We start from the raw sequence: 15,888 nt of genomic DNA, 5'->3' as shown, positions 1-15,888 counted from the left end.
CTCAAACTTAATACAAACCGGTGAGTTTTTTTTATTGCTGCACGCAAGATAAGTCGGTGAGAGGAAAATGATTTTATGCTGATGACCTATACTTACCTTAGCTGCGCAGAAGGTTTTCTGCACATGCGTTAAACCTGAAAGAGGGCATCGCTATGGGTATCATCGCCTGGATTATCTTTGGTCTTATCGCTGGCGCTATCGCTAAACTCATCATGCCGGGAAACGATGGCGGCGGCTTCATTTTGACCTGTGTTCTCGGGGTTGTTGGTGCGGTTGTGGGCGGCTGGCTGGCGACGATGTTTGGCTTTGGAGGCAACATCAGTGGTTTTGACATGCACAGTTTCCTCGTTGCTGTCGTCGGCGCCATTGTTGTGCTGGGCATATTCAGGTTACTGCGACGAGCCTAAAATGACATAGCGGCTCTCTGCGGAGGGCCGTTTTTTTTGCCTGAATCTTGATTTGTTAATCGAAATGATAATAATTGTCGTTCCGTATTGCATCTAACAACAAGACGACATTATGAACTCCTCACGTTTTACGTTATGCGCTCTGGCCGGTGCCGTCACGCTGGCATTGCAGGTCCAGGCTTTCGCCGAAGAATCTACCATCGTCGTCACGGGCTCAGAGCAGGGCAGCGCGCTGCCGGCCTGGACGAACAGCGCTACGAAATCGGCCGTTGCCGAAAGTAAAACGCCCCAGGTCATCAATACGCTTTCTGCCCAGGAAATTGAAAAGCGTCATGCGAACTCCGTGAATGAAATCCTGCGCTATGCCCCGGGCGTCTCAACCGAAGTGCGCGGTAATACCTCCTACATGAGCGAATACAAAATTCGTGGCTTTACCGTCGATCAGGAGTTCTATAACGGATTGCAGTTGCCCTATAACGTCACCGGCAATACCAAGGCTCGTATCGATCCGCTGTTGATTGACAGCGTCGATATCCTGAAAGGGCCTTCATCGGTGCTTTACGGCGGTGGTTCGCCGGGCGGGCTGGTGAATATTCAAAGTAAAAAACCGCAGCGGGAAGCGCGAACGGAGGTCGGTTTAAATACCGGTAACCGCAACCTGAAAGAGGGCTATCTCGACTCAACCGGGCAGATAGCCGACAGCGACTGGAATTACCGTCTGCTGGGCAAGGCGACGGAGAATGACGATCAGCCGCACACCACCCGGTATGAAAATTACCTGGTCGCCCCGTCCGTCACCTGGCAGCCCGACAGCAAAACCCGTCTCACGCTGGATGCGCTGGCGCAAAACTCCCCGAGCCTGACGCCGTCAAATCCGCTCCCGCTGTCTTATCTGCGCTCGAAATATGCCGATCGCCGTGATTACGCCGGAGATGAATGGAGTGGGTTTAAGCAGCGCCAGTGGATGCTGGGCTATAGCTTTGAACACGAGTTTGACAGCGGCTGGGGCTTTAACCAGAAAGCGCGCTATTTTGACGTCGATACCCACCAGCGCAGCGTCTATGCGACAGGAACGGGGAGTGAGGTTTATCAGCTCAACCGCTTTGCTTACACCACCGATGAAGATCTTAAGAGCTTCAACATCGACAACCAGGTGACGAAAACCGTTGCGCTGGGTGAATGGCAGCACCATCTGCTGGCCGGGTTTGACTATCAGAAGATGAACTCTCATTTCCACTATCGTTACGCGTCGGCCACGCCAGGCATGGACATGCGCGATCCTGACTATGCGCAAATCAGCGAAGGCGCACTGGGGCTCTACACCGCCCAGAAGAATCGCCTCAGCTATCAGCAGAACGGTTACTACCTGCAGGATCAGGTGGAATTCGGTGGCTTAAATCTGTTGGGTAGCCTGCGCTACGACGATTACCGCTCCGTCACCACCGATTACCTGAAAAACGGGGATAAAGCCTGGGTGTCGCAGGACCGCGTCACCAAACGTCTGGGCGCGCTTTACGCCTTCGATAACGGTGTTTCACCGTTTATCAGTTATTCCGAAGGTTTTGCGCCGGTGTCACCGCAGGGAACGCTCACGGCAAAAGACGTCAAACCGACCACCAGCAAGCAGGTGGAAGGCGGGGTAAAATATCTGCTGGCTGAATACGCCACCACCTTTACCGCCTCAGTGTTTAACATCCGGCAGAAAAACGTTGTCACCTCCGATCCGGGCTTCCTGAATTATCGTCAGACCGGGGAAGTGAAATCCAAAGGGGCAGAGCTCTCCGCCATCAGCCGTCCGACGGACAACCTGACGCTGATTGCCAACTATGCCTACACCCATGCGATCAATACCGAAGATGATAAATACCAGGGTAAACGTCCAACTCAGGTGCCGGAGAACGCTTTCAATCTGTGGGGGGACTACACTTTCGAGAGTACGCCGCTGAAAGGGCTGATGCTGGGGGCTGGGGCACGCTACACCGGTCCGATGGAAATTTCACCGGCTAACGATGCGGGTAAACTGGGCGGCACCACGCAGTACGATCTGGCGGCCTCGTACCGGATGGGCGAAATCATGCCTTCGCTGGCGGGACTGACGCTTAAGGCGAGTATGCAGAACATCACCAATAAAGAGACGCTGACCTGCTACGACGCAACCAACTGCTGGATTGGGCGTGACAGGACGTATCAGCTAGGGGCGAGCTACAGCTTCTGACTGCCCGGTGGCGCTGCGCTTACCGGGCCTGCAAACCCAACGCAGGCCGGGTAAGGCGTAGCCGCCACCCGGCAATACCCACTTACTGCGCCGAGGCTTTCACCGGCGCCGCCTCGTCATTCGCCGCAGGCTGATTTTCTGGCACGCTGTCACACGGTTTTTCTTTTGGACAGACCAGATCCAGCATTTTCAGCGTCACGCCATTACTCCAGCCGAACCCATCCTGCAGCGGGTACTCGCCACCGCCGCCGCCCGTACCGGTTGTTGATACGTCATATTTCTCCACCAGTTTCTTCTCGCGGTCGTAAGTGTGCTGCACGTTCTTCAGGAAGCGCCAGGTGACATCCATCGCCACCTTATTCTGCCCGTAATTCTGCAACCCTTCCGTCGCCACCCACTGCAGCGGAGCCCAGCCGTTTGGGGCATCCCACTGCTGTCCGCTGTTGATCGTGGTGGTGGTAATGCCGCCCGGTTTCAACAGGCGCGCGGAGGTCGCCGCGGCAACTTTATCGGCACGCTCCTGCGACGCCGCCTTCACGTAGAGCGGGAAGAGAGCGGCCGCGGTAAGCTGATTACGCACCTTCTTACTCTTGAGGTCGTAATCGGCATACCAGCCCTCTTTATCATTCCACAGGTGGTTCTCAATGGCTTTCTGACGCGCGGTCGCCAGCGCCTCGTATTTACTCGCCGCGGCGCTGTCGCCTGCCTCCTGGCTTGCCCGCGCGAGCAGTTTTTCCATTTTAAACATCAGCGCGTTCAGATCGACGGGCACGATGCTGGTGGTGCGGATCGTGCCGAGTTTTTGCGGATCGTCCATCCAGCGGGAGCTAAAGTCCCAGCCCGAAGCCGCTGCGGAGCGCAAATCACGGTAGATCTCAGTCGCGGGTCGGTTAGGATTGTTTTTGGCGGTATTGACGTCGTCAAGCCAGGACTCGGGGCGCGGAGTATCGCGGTCATCCCAGTAGCGGTTGAGCACCGAACCGTCATCCAGCTTCACGACACGCTGGTTAGCTTGCCCTGGCTGAAGAGAATCCACCCCCTCCATCCAGTAGGCATACTCTTTTTCCATCTGCGGGCGATATTTCTTTAGCGCATCGCTGTCGTGCGTCGCCAGCAGTTCCACCATCATGGAGAAGAACGGCGGCTGGGAGCGGCTCAGGTAGTAGCTGCGGTTGCCGTTGGGGATATGTCCAAAGGTATCAATCTCCCAGGCGAAGTTATCCACCATATCGCTGATTTTGTCCCAGTGGCCGCTTTCCGCGAGACCCAGCATGGTGAAATAGCTGTCCCAGTAGTAGACCTCGCGGAAGCGTCCGCCGGGCACAACGTAAGGCTTCGGTAACGGCAGCAGGGAATCCCATTTATTACTGGCTTTATCGGTGGTACGCGTCAGTACGGGCCAGAGATCGTCAATATGCTCGCGTAAACTTTGTCCTGCGGGCGGAACATACTTTTCGCCTTCCGCAGGCAGCGTGAAGTTCATCTCTACAAAGTGGCGCAGATCAAAGCTGGACTGGGTGTGCTGCATCCGGTAATCCGCCAGGATCATCAGCGGATCGCTTTTGGGGACGGCATCAGCGAAGGTTTTCTGATCGGGAAACAGTTTGGCACTTTGCACATCATTAAAGAGAGGGCCAAGTAAAATATCGGGGGAGTTTTTCTGGAACGCAGGCTGTTCATCAGCATAACTCAATGTCGTCGCACCGAGCAGCGCGCCTCCCAGCGCGAGGTGCAAAAGAGCAGGGCGTAAAGTACGAGGTCTTATCATCTGTTCGTCTCCTGTATTCGCTCAGCAGCGTGACCGCTGTTATCAATCACCTGAAAACCTTAGACGAATATCGCCCGCTTCGCGTGTTCAATATCCCATTTTGCGCAGAACCAGACAATTTACCGCTTCGCCCGTCCGGTCCGGCCGGGAGAAATTTGTTGTGCAAATGAAATTAAAAGAATTATGCCTTTAAATAATCATATATATTGCACGTTAAAATATACATAAACCTAATGAAATAAGAGTGTGAAGCGGGTGGTCTTTCTTCTCTTCATTACCGCAAGTTTTCTCTGCGGCGATCACACAAGTTAAAAAACATAATTGCGTTGTGAAAAAACATAATAGCACCGTTGAGGGTATTTGGTGGAAATGGCTGTGCTCGATATTTGGGTATTCACTTTTATAATCAGGATGGATTCTATGCAATTAAAGAAAACGGTAATTCTGATAAGCGCATTCTATTCCGGCGCACTTTTGGCGGCACAACCCTCAATGAACGTGGAAGAAAAGCTGGCGCAACTGGAAGCGCAAATTCAGGAGCTTAAACAGCAGCAGGCCGCCTCGACGCAGGCTGCGCCAGCCGTTGTGGTGCAGTCGGAAGAGCCGGTGAGCAAAACCGCTCCGCCAAAACTGACGCTCTCAGGGTTTGGTGATATTAAATTTTACGGTGATGTGGAATTTAATATGGATGCCGCCAGTAAAACGGGTAGCCTCACGTCTGTTAAGCAAAGTGCTAATAGTGACTGGGCGCCGGGCGATAAAGAACGCTGGGATATTAACGGACGTATTTTATTAGGCTTTGATGGTTATCGTAAAATGGATAACGGCAATTTTGCCGGATTCTCCGTCCAGCCGCTCGGCGACCTCGCCGGGCAAATGTACCTGGATGATGCGGTATTCTTCTTTGGCACTGAGAATGACTGGGAAATAAAAGTCGGACGCTTTGAGGCCTATGACATGTTCCCGCTCAACCAGGATACGTTTGTGGAATACTCCGGGAATACCGCAGACGATCTCTACAGCGACGGCTACGGCTATATCTATATGCTGAAGGAGGGGCGTGGGCGAACCGACAGCGGGGGCAACTTCCTGATGAACAAGACGCTGGATAACTGGTATTTTGAGCTGAATACCCTGTTCAAAGACGGCAGCGATTTGTATGTCGACCAGCGTTATCACGGTGCAGAACTTGAGAACGACAAAAATGTGGCCTACGTGCGCCCGGTCATCTCTTGGCAGAATGGACCGTTTTCCAGCGCGGTTGCTATGGAGACCAACCTGGTCAACAACGCTTATGGCTATCGCGATGACGCCGGACGCTGGATAGATCAGTCAGAGCGAACGGGCTACGGGTTCACGATGACCTGGGACGGGCTCAAAACCGATCCGGAAAACGGAGTGGTCATGAATCTCAACACGGCTTATCTGGACGCGACGGGCGAAACCGACTTTACCTCAGCTATTAATGCCCTCTGGCGTAATTTTGAGTTGGGTTACATCTATGCCCATAACGAAATCGACGAGTTTAATACCTCAACGTTTGACGCAGAGTGTGAAAACGACTGCTGGATAACCGACCCGGGCGAGTATGACATCCATACTATTCATACCTCGTACCTGATCCCGAACGTCATGAAGATGAAAAACTTCAACATCTATCTGGGCGCGTATGCGTCATGGGTCAATGCATCCCCGAAAGAGGGTGACAATAAAAATGACGAGCGCTACGGTGGTCGCGTGCGCTTTAAATACTATTTCTGATGTCCTGTCAGTCGGTCAGACCTCTTCCGGGGTCTGGCTGACTTCCCGAAGCGTGCCCGGCGCATGGCCGATGATGCGCTTAAATGCCCGGCTAAACGCCGCCAGAGACCCGTAACCGAGCCGCAGCGCGACGGTTTCAATCGGTTGATTTTCATGGCGAATATACTGAATAGCCAGTCGCATTCTGAGCTCGCTGAGATATTTTGCCGGCGTCGTCCCCGTCGCCGCCAGAAACCGTTCAGCGAACACGGAGCGGGAGGTGCCCGCTTCTTTCGCCAGATCCGCCACGCTCCAGTTCAGGCCCGGCTGCTGGTGCATGGCGTAGATGGCCCGGCTCAGACGCGGATCGCGTAAGACCTGCACCCAGCCCGTCGCTTTACCACAGCCTGCTTCAACCCAGCCCCGAACAATCAATGCCGCCACCACGTCAGCCAGACGGGCGAGGATCCCGGCAAACCCGACCTGACGCGTCATGGACTCGCGCTCCATCGCGGCCAGTAGCGGATGAATTTCCGGCCAGGTGGACATCAACCGGCTGACCATCATCACTTCCGGCATCGCTTTGATCAGCGGCTGCATGCCGCCCAGCTCAAAATCCATACACCCGCTAAAGATGATGGTGTTTTCGCTCTCCGGGCAGGGCTCACAGGTAATGGCACAGACCGAGCTACAGATGGGCTCGCTGGGGAAAGCGTTGACTGGAGTGATGGTTGCCTTTTCGTCAGAGAGCAGGGCATGGGCATTACCGCCAGGAATAAACAGCGCATCGCCGCTGCTCAGTTCGAAGGTTGCACCGCTGTCCATTCGCAGCAGGGCGTTGCCGTGGCTCACAAAATGGAACTGCGCCTTGCCCGGTGCCTGATGGAACGCGACGCCAAACGGTGCACTGGCTTCAATCCGGCGGTATTTCACCCCCGACAGACGCATGCCGCGTAAAAGTTCGCTGATCAAATCGGGTGACTGTGCGGTCATGGCGTAACTCCGGACGAATAATCAATAAGTGGAGATTATATGTCACAGATCGTCCAGGGTGAACCCTCTATGCTTTTGCGACAGTTGTCACACTTTTATAACGGGAGATCAACAGATGAATGCATGTGTCGAGGCGAGAGAGGCCGTCGCGCCTGCCAAACCCGCCTGGCGAGCCGTCTATTCACTGGGGCTGGGGGTTTTTGGTTTGATAACGGCGGAGTTCCTGCCCGCCAGTTTGCTGACGCCGATGGCCGCGAGCCTGGGCGTCAGTGAGGGGATGGCCGGGCAGGCCGTGACCGCCACTGCGCTGGTGGCGTTAGTCACCGGACTGCTGATCACCCCGGCGACCCGGAAAATCGATCGTCGCTGGGTATTGATGTTTTTCTCCGTGCTGCAAATTATCTCCAGCCTGCTGGTAGCCTTTGCGCCCACTCTGCACGTTCTGCTGATGGGGCGTCTGCTGTTAGGGGTTGCCATCGGTGGGTTCTGGGCGATGTCGACGGCCACAACAATGCGTCTGGTTCCGGCGGACAAAGTGCCGAAAGCGCTGGCGGTGATCTTCTCCAGCGTGTCGATCGCCACCGTGGTCGCGGCCCCGCTGGGGAGCTATCTGGGAAGCCTGATCGGCTGGCGCAACGTCTTTATTCTCTGCATTCTGCCGAGCATGCTGGCGCTGCTGTGGCAGATCTGGGTGCTGCCGTCCATGAAGCCAGAGAGTAGCGGTAGCCTTGGCACATTGTTCCGCGTGCTGCGCCGTCCTGGCATGATTGGCGGCATGCTGGCGACCATTCTGATCTTTAGCGGCCATTTCGCCTTCTTTACCTACCTGCGCCCGTTCCTTGAAACCGTCGGACAGGCAAATGTTGAAACCATTTCGCTGATCCTGCTGGGCTTCGGGCTTGCCAACTTTGTCGGCACCTCCATTGCCGGGCATCTGCTGGCCCGTAATCTGCGCCTGACGCTGGCCCTCGTGCCATTCGGCATGGGCATACTCGCGCTGATGATGGTGGCGTTTGGTCATCTGGCGATGCTGGACGGATTACTGGTGGCGCTGTGGGGCTTTGCGTTCGGTCTGGTGCCGGTAGGCTGGTCAACCTGGCTTGCCACCACCGTTCCGGATGAAGCCGAAAGTGCCGGAGGGCTGCTGGTGGCGTCCATTCAGCTGGCGATTAGCGCTGGCGCGGCCGGGGGCGGGGTGGTGTTTGACCTCAACGGGGCCAGCGGCGTGTTTGCCGGAAGTGGTTTCCTGCTGGTGACGGCGATGGTCATTGTATTTATGGGCGTGAAGGTCAAAGCGGCGTGATTTTATGCCGGGTGGGTGCTTATCCCACCCGGCTTGAGGCTTACAGCCCTTTTTTATCCATCAGCACCGCCAGGTCCACCAGGCGGTTGGAGAATCCCCACTCGTTGTCATACCACGCCAGGATCTTCACCATGTTCCCGCCAATCACCAGCGTGGAAAGCCCGTCGATAATGGAGGAGCGCGGATCGCCCTGATAATCGCTGGAAACCAGCGGTTCATCGCTATACCCCAGAATGTCTTTCAGTGGCCCACTGGCTGCCGCACTGCGGAATGCGTCATTCACCTCTTCGGCAGTCACGTTACGGCTCAGGGTGACCGTCAAATCGACAATCGATACCACCGGAACCGGCACGCGCAGGGAATAACCGGTCAGCTTACCATCCAGAGAGGGGATGACTTTGCCGAGCGCTTTTGCAGCGCCGCTGGAGTAGGGCACAATCGACAGCGCCGCCGCGCGTGCACCGCGCAGATCTTTTTCCGGCTGATCGTGCAGTGCCTGGCTGTTGGTATAGGCATGCGTGGTATTCATCAGGCCATGCTCAATCCCGAACTGCTGATGCAATACCTGCGCGGCCGGAGCCAGACCGTTCGTGGTACAACTCCCGTTACTCACGACAACGTGCTGAGCCGGGTCATAGCGATCGTGGTTCACGCCCATGACGACGGTCAGATCGTCGTTCTTGCCGGGCGCGGAGATGATGACGCGCTTTGCACCACCGTGCGTGACGTGCACCGCAGCTTTTTCCCGCTCGGTAAAGAAGCCGGTGGCTTCAATTACCACATCCACGCCAGCTTCACGCCACGGAATATTTGCCGGATCGCGTTCGCTAAACACCACGATCCGCTGGCCATCAACCTGCAATGCGCCGTCAGCCGCTTCAACCGGTGCGGGCAATTTACCCAGAAGGGAATCGTGTTTCAGCAGGTGGGCGAGGGTTTTGCTGTCCGTCAGATCGTTAATGGCCACAATCTGAAGATCCGGGTTACCCAGTGCTGCGCGCAGGAAATTACGTCCGATACGGCCGAAACCGTTAATACCGACCTTAACCATGGTGCACTCCTTATCTCTGTTGTCTGGAGTCACTGTAGGCGTCAGGCCGATTGGCGTAAACGACAAAAAAGGATCAGATTAGGCCATCTTGCGACAGTGGAAGCGCTGGCGGTACTCGCCCGGGGTAAGGTGGAGCTGTTTCTCAAACACGCGGCGCAGGTTAATGCTGGTGCCAAACCCGCTTTGCTCAGCAATGCGCTCAAGGGAATCACGGGTTTGCTCAAGCAGCTGTCTGGCGGCGGCCAGGCGCGCTTCGGTCACGTAGCGGGCAGGTGGAACGCCTGCGTCCCGGGTAAAGACCCGGGTGAAATTGCGCGGGCTCATCGCCGCTTTCTCGGCCAGATTTTCTACGCACAGGTCGGCAGTGAGGTTCTGTAGTATCCAGGCCTGCAGGTCGCTTATTGGCCCAGACGCGCCGGACGGCTGCAGGCTATAGCGGCTAAACTGCAGCTGACCGCCGGGCCGGCGCAGGTACATCACCATATCCTGCGCCACGTCGCGGGCGAGGGTGAAACCATAGTCATCCTCCACCAGCGCCAGAGTGAGATCAAACCCCGAGCTCACGCCGCCGGAGGTCCAGACGGGACCATCCTGAATATACAGTGGACCGCCTTCGACGCGGATAGCCGGATACTGGGTTTGCATGGTCACCAGCAACCGCCAGTGGGTGGTTGCGCGACGACCATCCAGCAGGCCGCTCTGGGCCAGCAGCATCGCGCCGCCGCAAATGGAGGCTATCCGCCGGGCATGCGGCGCAGCAAGGTGCAGCCAGTCCACCACCGCCGTGCTCTCCTGCTCGTTCATCCCGCGTCCGGTGATGATAATGGTGTCCAGCGGTTCACGCGGATCAAGTTCAGGCAGACGATAATCCGCCAGCAGATTCAGGCCGGACTGACCGTGGATCACCTGGTGCGGCTGCGTGGTGGCGATAATAATGCGGTAGCGGGGGTGCGCAAGCCCTTCCGGGTGCAGCCGGTTAGCCTGCATCAGAATGTCGGCGATGCCGGCGGCTTCAAACAGCATGCCGCCGTCAGGGACGATAATTAAGATCTTCTTCATGTCCTGAAAAGTACCTTTATGACAGAATAAGTCAAGCCGCGCGTGGGCCTCTGTTTCTGGCAAAGCAAAGCGATTTAAGTTCTTTGTCATTTCAGACGTTATCCCCGATCGTCAGGGTAGTGTCTCTGGCGAAACGGCGTCTGAAGGAATGGGTAAACGAAGATCTCTCTATTTGCATCCGCAACAGCGCGATCGCATCCACCATCTTGCATCAGGATTTCTGTGGCGAAGCGAATTGCCCACATGGCTGCTGATCCTGACGATTTACGCTGGCTGGTTTACCACGCTGACGTTCTGGCAAACGCTCGGCCTGCTGCCCGCCACGCTGCTGCTTATCTGGTTTACCGCCTGGTACATGTCCCTGCAGCATGAGTTGATCCACGGGCATCCCACGCGTTTTGCCTGGCTTAACCAGCTGTTTGGCACGCTCCCGCTGGCGGTCTGGTATCCCTATGGCCTGTACCGGGATTCCCATCTGGCGCATCATCGTCACGACAGTCTGACCATCCCGGTGGATGACCCGGAGTCGTACTATTTTACAGAGGCGAGCTGGGCGCGCTTTTCCCCCTGGCAGAAGCGCATGATCCAGGCCCGCAATACCTTCTGCGGGCGGATAGTGCTGGCACCGCTGCTGGATATTTTGCAGACGCTGGGGATCGCCGTGGCGGCCTTTCGTCAGCGTCAACGGCGGGCGATGGCGATGTGGCTGGTTCACGCTGTGCTTCTGGCGGCGCTTTTCACCTGGATGACGCATAACGGCTTTTCACCCGTCTGGTTTGTGCTGGCGGTAAGCTATCCGGCGCTGGCGCTGACCAAGGTCCGTTCCTTTTACGAACATCGCGCGGCGGACGATCCGCTGGCGCGTTCCGTCATTAACGAGGCTGGGCTATTCTGGCGGGTACTGTTTTTAAATCTCAACTACCATTCCATTCACCACGATTTACCGGGCGTTCCCTGGTATGGGTTACAGACGATCTACCACCAAAACCGCGAGGCGTACCGGCAGCGTAACCACGGTTTTGTAGTCAGGGGCTATGGCGAATGGCTACGCCAGTTCTCGACCCGGCCAGTGGCGGTCACCGTTCACCCCGGAAAACAAGAGGAAAGATATGAGTAACCTGCTGGCGTTTCCCATGTATGCCGTGGATCGCGCCGACACTCGCGCGCTCTGGCTGGCGGTACAACAACGTCTGGCCGACCGGGGCGTGTACGTTGAGCGTGTCCCCCGCTGGCCCGAATCGGACCTGCTGAACCACTGGCAGCAGCCGGCGCTGATTCTCAGCCAGACCTGCGGCTACCCGCTGGTCACGCAGCTCCCGGAGGTGCAGGTGGTGGGCTGTTTTCACTACACGGCAGCGGGATGCGAAGGGAGCCACTACCGCAGCGTTCTGGTGACGCGCTCGGAGGATCGGCCTCTTTCGCTGGCGGATTTTCGCGGACGCCGGGCGGTCTGTAATTCTCCTGACTCGCAGTCCGGCTATCACGCGCTGCGAAAAAAAGTGGCACCGTGGGTGACCCGCGCCCCTTTCTTTTCGCAAACATCATTCAGCGGCAGCCACCGTCAGTCGCTGATTGACGTCAAACGTGGGAAGGGTGATATCGCCGCTATCGACTGTGTCACCTGGGCACTCCTGCAGCGTCATGAGCCGGAAGCGTTGGCGGGTCTGACGGTGATTGACCAAACTCCGCTAACGCCGGGCCTGCCCTTAATCACGTCGCCTCATACACCTCCTGACACGCTTAACGCCATCCGCGATGCGCTTCACGCGCTGGTAACCGTCCCGGAGCACCGGGCGGTCTGTGATGCGGTGCTGATCGGCGGGTTTAGCGTGGTCACGCGCCAGGCTTATGCGTTATTGTCCGCATGATAAATCTCCTGCGCGTCGGTAAAACAGCGCAGCGCCAGGGAGGAGAGGGGTTTTTGCCTGCGCATTATCAGGCCGATGGGCGCCTCAATGTTCGCGTCGGCGATGGGGACAATCCTGAAATGGTTGTTTAGCGCCTCAAGCCCGTTGTTCAGCGGCATCACGGCGCAGCAAACGCCGCTCTGAACCGCCTGAATGATCTGGAACGTAGAGTCGCTCTCGAAAACGGATCTGGGTTCGATTCCGGCGGCGGCAAAGCTGGCCTCCATATGCGCCCGGTAATGCATCCCTTTTGTCAGGAACCCCAGCGGAAAATCCGTCAGGTCCTGCCAGGTCAGCGGCGTCGGGTCCAGCTGGAAATGACGAATATCATGCAGCAGGCCCATCTTCGTCTCAGGCAACTGAATAATGTCAAACAGGCTGGTATCGATGCTGTTGAGATAGCAAATACCCAGCTCCAGCTGGTTGCGGCTGACGCCATCGGCAATGTGTGCAGAGGACATGGAATAGAGGCTGTAGGTCAGCTCCGGGTATTTTTGCGTCAGCTGGCGGATAAAGATCATCGGATCGACGCTCGCCAGCGGAACCATCCCCAGGCGTAATTCACCCACCACCTGGCCTTTGCACAGCGCGGCTTCCGCCTGTAGTCCGTCGTGAGCGGCAAGCAGAGCACGCGCCCACGCCAGGATCCGTTCGCCCTCTGGCGTAAAACCCTCAAAGCGCTGCCCGCGCGCAATCAGCACCAGACCGAGCTCCTCTTCCAGGTTGCGGATGCGCATGGAGAGGGTCGGCTGGGTGATGTTGCACTGCGAGGCCGCTTTACCAAAATGGCGGGTCTCGTCGAGCGCAATTAAGTATTTTAACTGTTTAATATCCATGGATGACTCTTCGCGAACAGCCTTACAGCATGCGGATCTCTTTCGAGCGCAGGATGATGCGAACCGGAACGGATTTGTAAGACGGTGTACCGCTGTCCTTATCCAGATAATCGAGCGGCACCAGCACGTTGGCCTCCGGGTAATAAGCCCCGACTGAACCCCGCGCGATGTGGTATGCCACTACGGTAATGTCTTCCAGACGCTGAACGCTGCCGGGCAGGGCGGTTTCGATATCCACGCGGTCGCCGTGTTCCAGCCCTGACAGGGCCATATCCTCTTCGTTCATAAACAGCACGTCGCGGCGGCCAAACACGCCACGGTAGCGGTCGTCCAGAGCATAAATGGTGGTGTTGTACTGATCGTGGCTGCGCAGCGTAATCAGACGCAGAACATGCTCGCCTTCACCGCTGGCGTTCTCGTGTACTCCGTCGAATACGGAGAACATCGCTTTTCCCGTCGCCGTTGGCCAGACGCGTTTCGTTGGGGGAAGCGGCATACGGAAGCCGCCCGGAATACGGATCCGCGCATTGTAGTCCTCAAAGCCCGGGATGGTCTGCTCGATCAGATCGCGGATACGGTCGTAATCTTCAACCAGCGTCATCCAGTCCACGCGGGTCTCCTGCAGGGTGGCTTTCGCCATGCCGGCGACGATGGCGGGTTCTGAACGGAGTAACGGTGAGGCGGGTTTGAGCTTGCCGGACGAGGCGTGCACCATCGACATGGAGTCTTCGACGGTGATGGACTGACGACCGGTGGCCTGAACATCCAGCTCGGTACGGCCAAGGCACGGGAAAATAAACGTCTCTTTACCCACCAGCAGATGGGTACGGTTCAGCTTAGTACCAACGTGAACACTCAAATCAAGGTTACCCATTGTCGGGAAGCCGTTCTCGTGGTCGGGCATCGCGACGGCAAAGTTACCGCCGAGGCAGATAAGCGCTTTCGCCCGACCGTCGATCATGGCCTGGGTCGCCTGCACCGCATCATGCCCATGGTGAGAAGGGGGCTCAAAGCCAAACACCTCTTTCAGACGGTTCAGGAAGGCCGGGGTGGGCTTCTCGCTAATCCCGACGGTACGGTTCCCCTGAACGTTAGAGTGGCCGCGAAGAGGGCATATTCCCGCACCGGGCTTGCCGATATTTCCGCGCAGAAGCAACACATCAGCGATCAGCCGGACGTTTGCCGTGCCTTTATTATGCTGGGTAATCCCCATCCCGTAGGTAATGATGGTGGCGTTGGATTTCGCATAGGCCTCGGCCACCTTTTTGAGCGCAGCCTGGCTGAGCCCGGACTCGCGCTCAATGTCATCCCAGCGCGTCTGCGCGATGTCGGCGGCAAAGTCATCAAAGCCCTGGGTGTGTTCTGCGATAAACGTGTGGTCGAGCACGTTACCGCGTTCGGCCTCCATTTCCAGCAGGTGTTTGGCCATACCTTTCAGCGCGGCGGCATCGCCTCCGGCCTTCACCTGGAAGTAGGTCGAGGCGATGTCCGTTGAGCTATAGGTTGCCATTTCAATGACGCTTTGCGGGTCAGCAAAACGTTCCAGGGCGCGCTCGCGTAACGGGTTAAAGACGATAATCGGCACGTTGCGTCGCGCCAGCTCATGAAGCGTACCCATCATCCGCGGATGGTTCGTGCCGGGGTTATGGCCGATGGAGATCACCAGCTCGGTGTTATCGAAGTCGTCCAGTGAGACGGTGCCTTTCCCGATCCCGATGGAGCGGGGTAGACCGACGCTGGTGGCCTCGTGACACATATTCGAGCAGTCGGGGAAGTTATTGGTGCCGTATTCGCGTGCAAACAGCTGGAACAGATACGCCGCTTCATTAGAGGCTCGCCCGGAGGTATAGAACTCGACCTGGTCCGGTTCAAGCTCGCGCAACACCTCGCCGATACGTTGAAAAGCCTCGTCCCACTCAACCGGTTTGAACGTGTCGCTTGCCCGGTCATAGCGCAGAGGATGCGTCAGACGACCATACCCTTCCAGCTCAAAGTCAGATTTAGCCAGCAGAGAAGAGACGGTGTTTTCCGCCAGGAACGCGGGGGTAACGCGTTTGCTGGTGGCTTCCCAGGTTACCGCTTTGGCGCCGTTCTCACAAAACTGGAAGGTCGATTTGTGTTCTTTATCGGGCCACGCGCAGCCCGGGCAGTCAAAACCATCAGGCTGGTTGGTGCGCAGCAGCGTGGCGGGGGCATCAAAGGTATCCATCTGGGTTCGTACCGCAATGGCTGTCGCTTTTAGCGCACCCCAGCCGCCGGCAGGGCCATCATAGTGTCTGATACCGGGAACTGAGCGTCTTTTCTTGTTCATACCTACTCCTGACTTGTTCGGTCATACCGCGCATGCGCCCGCCAATCCACTGAAAAGGGCAATAAGTTAAAGCAATGAGGGCCGGGTGGGGAAGTGCTCGCGACGCAACATAATTGCTTATCTTAAATACTATTTATTACAGCGGGTTACTTACGGGCGGCTTAAATATTTAAAGAAATTATAACGTTTTTTTATCATTTTAATAATAAATTATATCTATCATCCAGTAGGTGGGATAGATAGCGGTGGGCGAGGAAGGATGTAGCACTGATAAAATTTCGAATGAAGGCTCAGGTCG

General features: G+C 56.6%; 12 protein-coding genes. 6 read left to right on the top strand and 6 right to left on the bottom strand.

Annotated elements, in window-relative coordinates; translation table 11 throughout:
• Positions 1–152: 152 nt before the first annotated feature.
• Together BFV64_RS13365 and BFV64_RS13360 are read left to right on the top strand one after the other, a co-directional pair.
• Entirely contained in the window at positions 153–407 is a 255-nt protein-coding gene (locus tag BFV64_RS13365; protein WP_014884251.1) for a GlsB/YeaQ/YmgE family stress response membrane protein, read from the top strand.
• Between the two features lie 112 nt (positions 408–519).
• Entirely contained in the window at positions 520–2,622 is a 2,103-nt protein-coding gene (locus BFV64_RS13360; protein ID WP_069602180.1) for a TonB-dependent siderophore receptor, read from the top strand.
• 82 nt (positions 2,623–2,704) lie between these two features.
• On the opposite strand, the gene BFV64_RS13355 is transcribed toward BFV64_RS13360, so the two are convergent.
• On the bottom strand, positions 2,705–4,390 hold the full coding sequence (locus BFV64_RS13355) for an alpha,alpha-trehalase (protein WP_023338423.1): 1,686 nt from the start codon (positions 4,388–4,390) through the stop codon (positions 2,705–2,707).
• A gap of 420 nt (positions 4,391–4,810) precedes the next feature.
• Here BFV64_RS13355 and BFV64_RS13350 point away from each other — a divergent pair, with 420 nt between their 5' ends.
• A complete protein-coding gene (locus tag BFV64_RS13350) occupies positions 4,811–6,151 on the top strand; it encodes a carbohydrate porin (protein WP_069602179.1) in 1,341 nt (446 codons plus the stop codon).
• Between the two features lie 15 nt (positions 6,152–6,166).
• On the opposite strand, the gene BFV64_RS13345 is transcribed toward BFV64_RS13350, so the two are convergent.
• On the bottom strand, positions 6,167–7,123 hold the full coding sequence (locus tag BFV64_RS13345) for an AraC family transcriptional regulator (protein ID WP_023337412.1): 957 nt from the start codon (positions 7,121–7,123) through the stop codon (positions 6,167–6,169).
• Positions 7,124–7,238: 115 nt separating this feature from the next.
• Between BFV64_RS13345 and BFV64_RS13340 the strand changes: the two genes are divergently transcribed.
• The gene (locus BFV64_RS13340) at positions 7,239–8,426 is read left to right on the top strand and encodes an MFS transporter (RefSeq protein ID WP_014884246.1); all 1,188 of its coding nucleotides are present in this window, start codon (positions 7,239–7,241) and stop codon (positions 8,424–8,426) included.
• A gap of 40 nt (positions 8,427–8,466) precedes the next feature.
• Here the strand turns inward: BFV64_RS13340 and gap are convergent, their stop codons facing one another.
• Positions 8,467–9,477 (bottom strand): type I glyceraldehyde-3-phosphate dehydrogenase, encoded by a 1,011-nt coding sequence (gap, locus tag BFV64_RS13335; protein WP_023330621.1) that lies wholly within the window; start codon positions 9,475–9,477, stop codon positions 8,467–8,469.
• Between the two features lie 78 nt (positions 9,478–9,555).
• Complete coding sequence (locus tag BFV64_RS13330; protein ID WP_069602178.1) at positions 9,556–10,536, bottom strand: GlxA family transcriptional regulator; 981 nt, start codon at positions 10,534–10,536, stop codon at positions 9,556–9,558.
• Between the two features lie 148 nt (positions 10,537–10,684).
• Here BFV64_RS13330 and BFV64_RS13325 point away from each other — a divergent pair, with 148 nt between their 5' ends.
• Positions 10,685–11,653 carry a fatty acid desaturase gene (locus tag BFV64_RS13325; RefSeq protein ID WP_045134173.1) on the top strand — a complete coding sequence of 323 codons (969 nt, stop codon included), beginning with the start codon at positions 10,685–10,687 and terminating at the stop codon, positions 11,651–11,653.
• Entirely contained in the window at positions 11,646–12,404 is a 759-nt protein-coding gene (locus tag BFV64_RS13320) for a phosphate/phosphite/phosphonate ABC transporter substrate-binding protein (protein ID WP_045134172.1), read from the top strand. The genes BFV64_RS13325 and BFV64_RS13320 overlap by 8 nt, the downstream gene beginning before the upstream one ends.
• On the opposite strand, the gene BFV64_RS13315 is transcribed toward BFV64_RS13320, so the two are convergent.
• Entirely contained in the window at positions 12,383–13,279 is an 897-nt protein-coding gene (locus BFV64_RS13315; RefSeq protein WP_014884242.1) for a LysR family transcriptional regulator, read from the bottom strand. The genes BFV64_RS13320 and BFV64_RS13315 overlap by 22 nt on opposite strands.
• Before the next feature lie 22 nt (positions 13,280–13,301).
• A complete protein-coding gene (locus BFV64_RS13310; RefSeq protein WP_069602177.1) occupies positions 13,302–15,590 on the bottom strand; it encodes an FdhF/YdeP family oxidoreductase in 2,289 nt (762 codons plus the stop codon).
• Between the last annotated feature and the right edge of the window lie 298 nt (positions 15,591–15,888).

Source organism: Enterobacter kobei, from assembly GCF_001729765.1.
Classification (GTDB): domain Bacteria; phylum Pseudomonadota; class Gammaproteobacteria; order Enterobacterales; family Enterobacteriaceae; genus Enterobacter; species Enterobacter kobei.
The sequence above is the reverse complement of the archived record's forward strand: the minus strand, read 5'-3'. Positions and strand labels throughout refer to the sequence as shown.

Coding starts and splice junctions, on each gene's coding strand:
- BFV64_RS13340 (WP_014884246.1), top strand. CDS start 7,239: ATGAATGCATGTGTCGAGGCGAGAGAGGCCGTCGCGCCTGCCAAACCC.
- BFV64_RS13360 (WP_069602180.1), top strand. CDS start 520: ATGAACTCCTCACGTTTTACGTTATGCGCTCTGGCCGGTGCCGTCACG.
- gap (WP_023330621.1), bottom strand. CDS start 9,477: ATGGTTAAGGTCGGTATTAACGGTTTCGGCCGTATCGGACGTAATTTC.
- BFV64_RS13330 (WP_069602178.1), bottom strand. CDS start 10,536: ATGAAGAAGATCTTAATTATCGTCCCTGACGGCGGCATGCTGTTTGAA.
- BFV64_RS13315 (WP_014884242.1), bottom strand. CDS start 13,279: ATGGATATTAAACAGTTAAAATACTTAATTGCGCTCGACGAGACCCGC.
- BFV64_RS13325 (WP_045134173.1), top strand. CDS start 10,685: ATGGGTAAACGAAGATCTCTCTATTTGCATCCGCAACAGCGCGATCGC.
- BFV64_RS13320 (WP_045134172.1), top strand. CDS start 11,646: ATGAGTAACCTGCTGGCGTTTCCCATGTATGCCGTGGATCGCGCCGAC.
- BFV64_RS13345 (WP_023337412.1), bottom strand. CDS start 7,123: ATGACCGCACAGTCACCCGATTTGATCAGCGAACTTTTACGCGGCATG.
- BFV64_RS13365 (WP_014884251.1), top strand. CDS start 153: ATGGGTATCATCGCCTGGATTATCTTTGGTCTTATCGCTGGCGCTATC.
- BFV64_RS13355 (WP_023338423.1), bottom strand. CDS start 4,390: ATGATAAGACCTCGTACTTTACGCCCTGCTCTTTTGCACCTCGCGCTG.
- BFV64_RS13350 (WP_069602179.1), top strand. CDS start 4,811: ATGCAATTAAAGAAAACGGTAATTCTGATAAGCGCATTCTATTCCGGC.
- BFV64_RS13310 (WP_069602177.1), bottom strand. CDS start 15,590: ATGAACAAGAAAAGACGCTCAGTTCCCGGTATCAGACACTATGATGGC.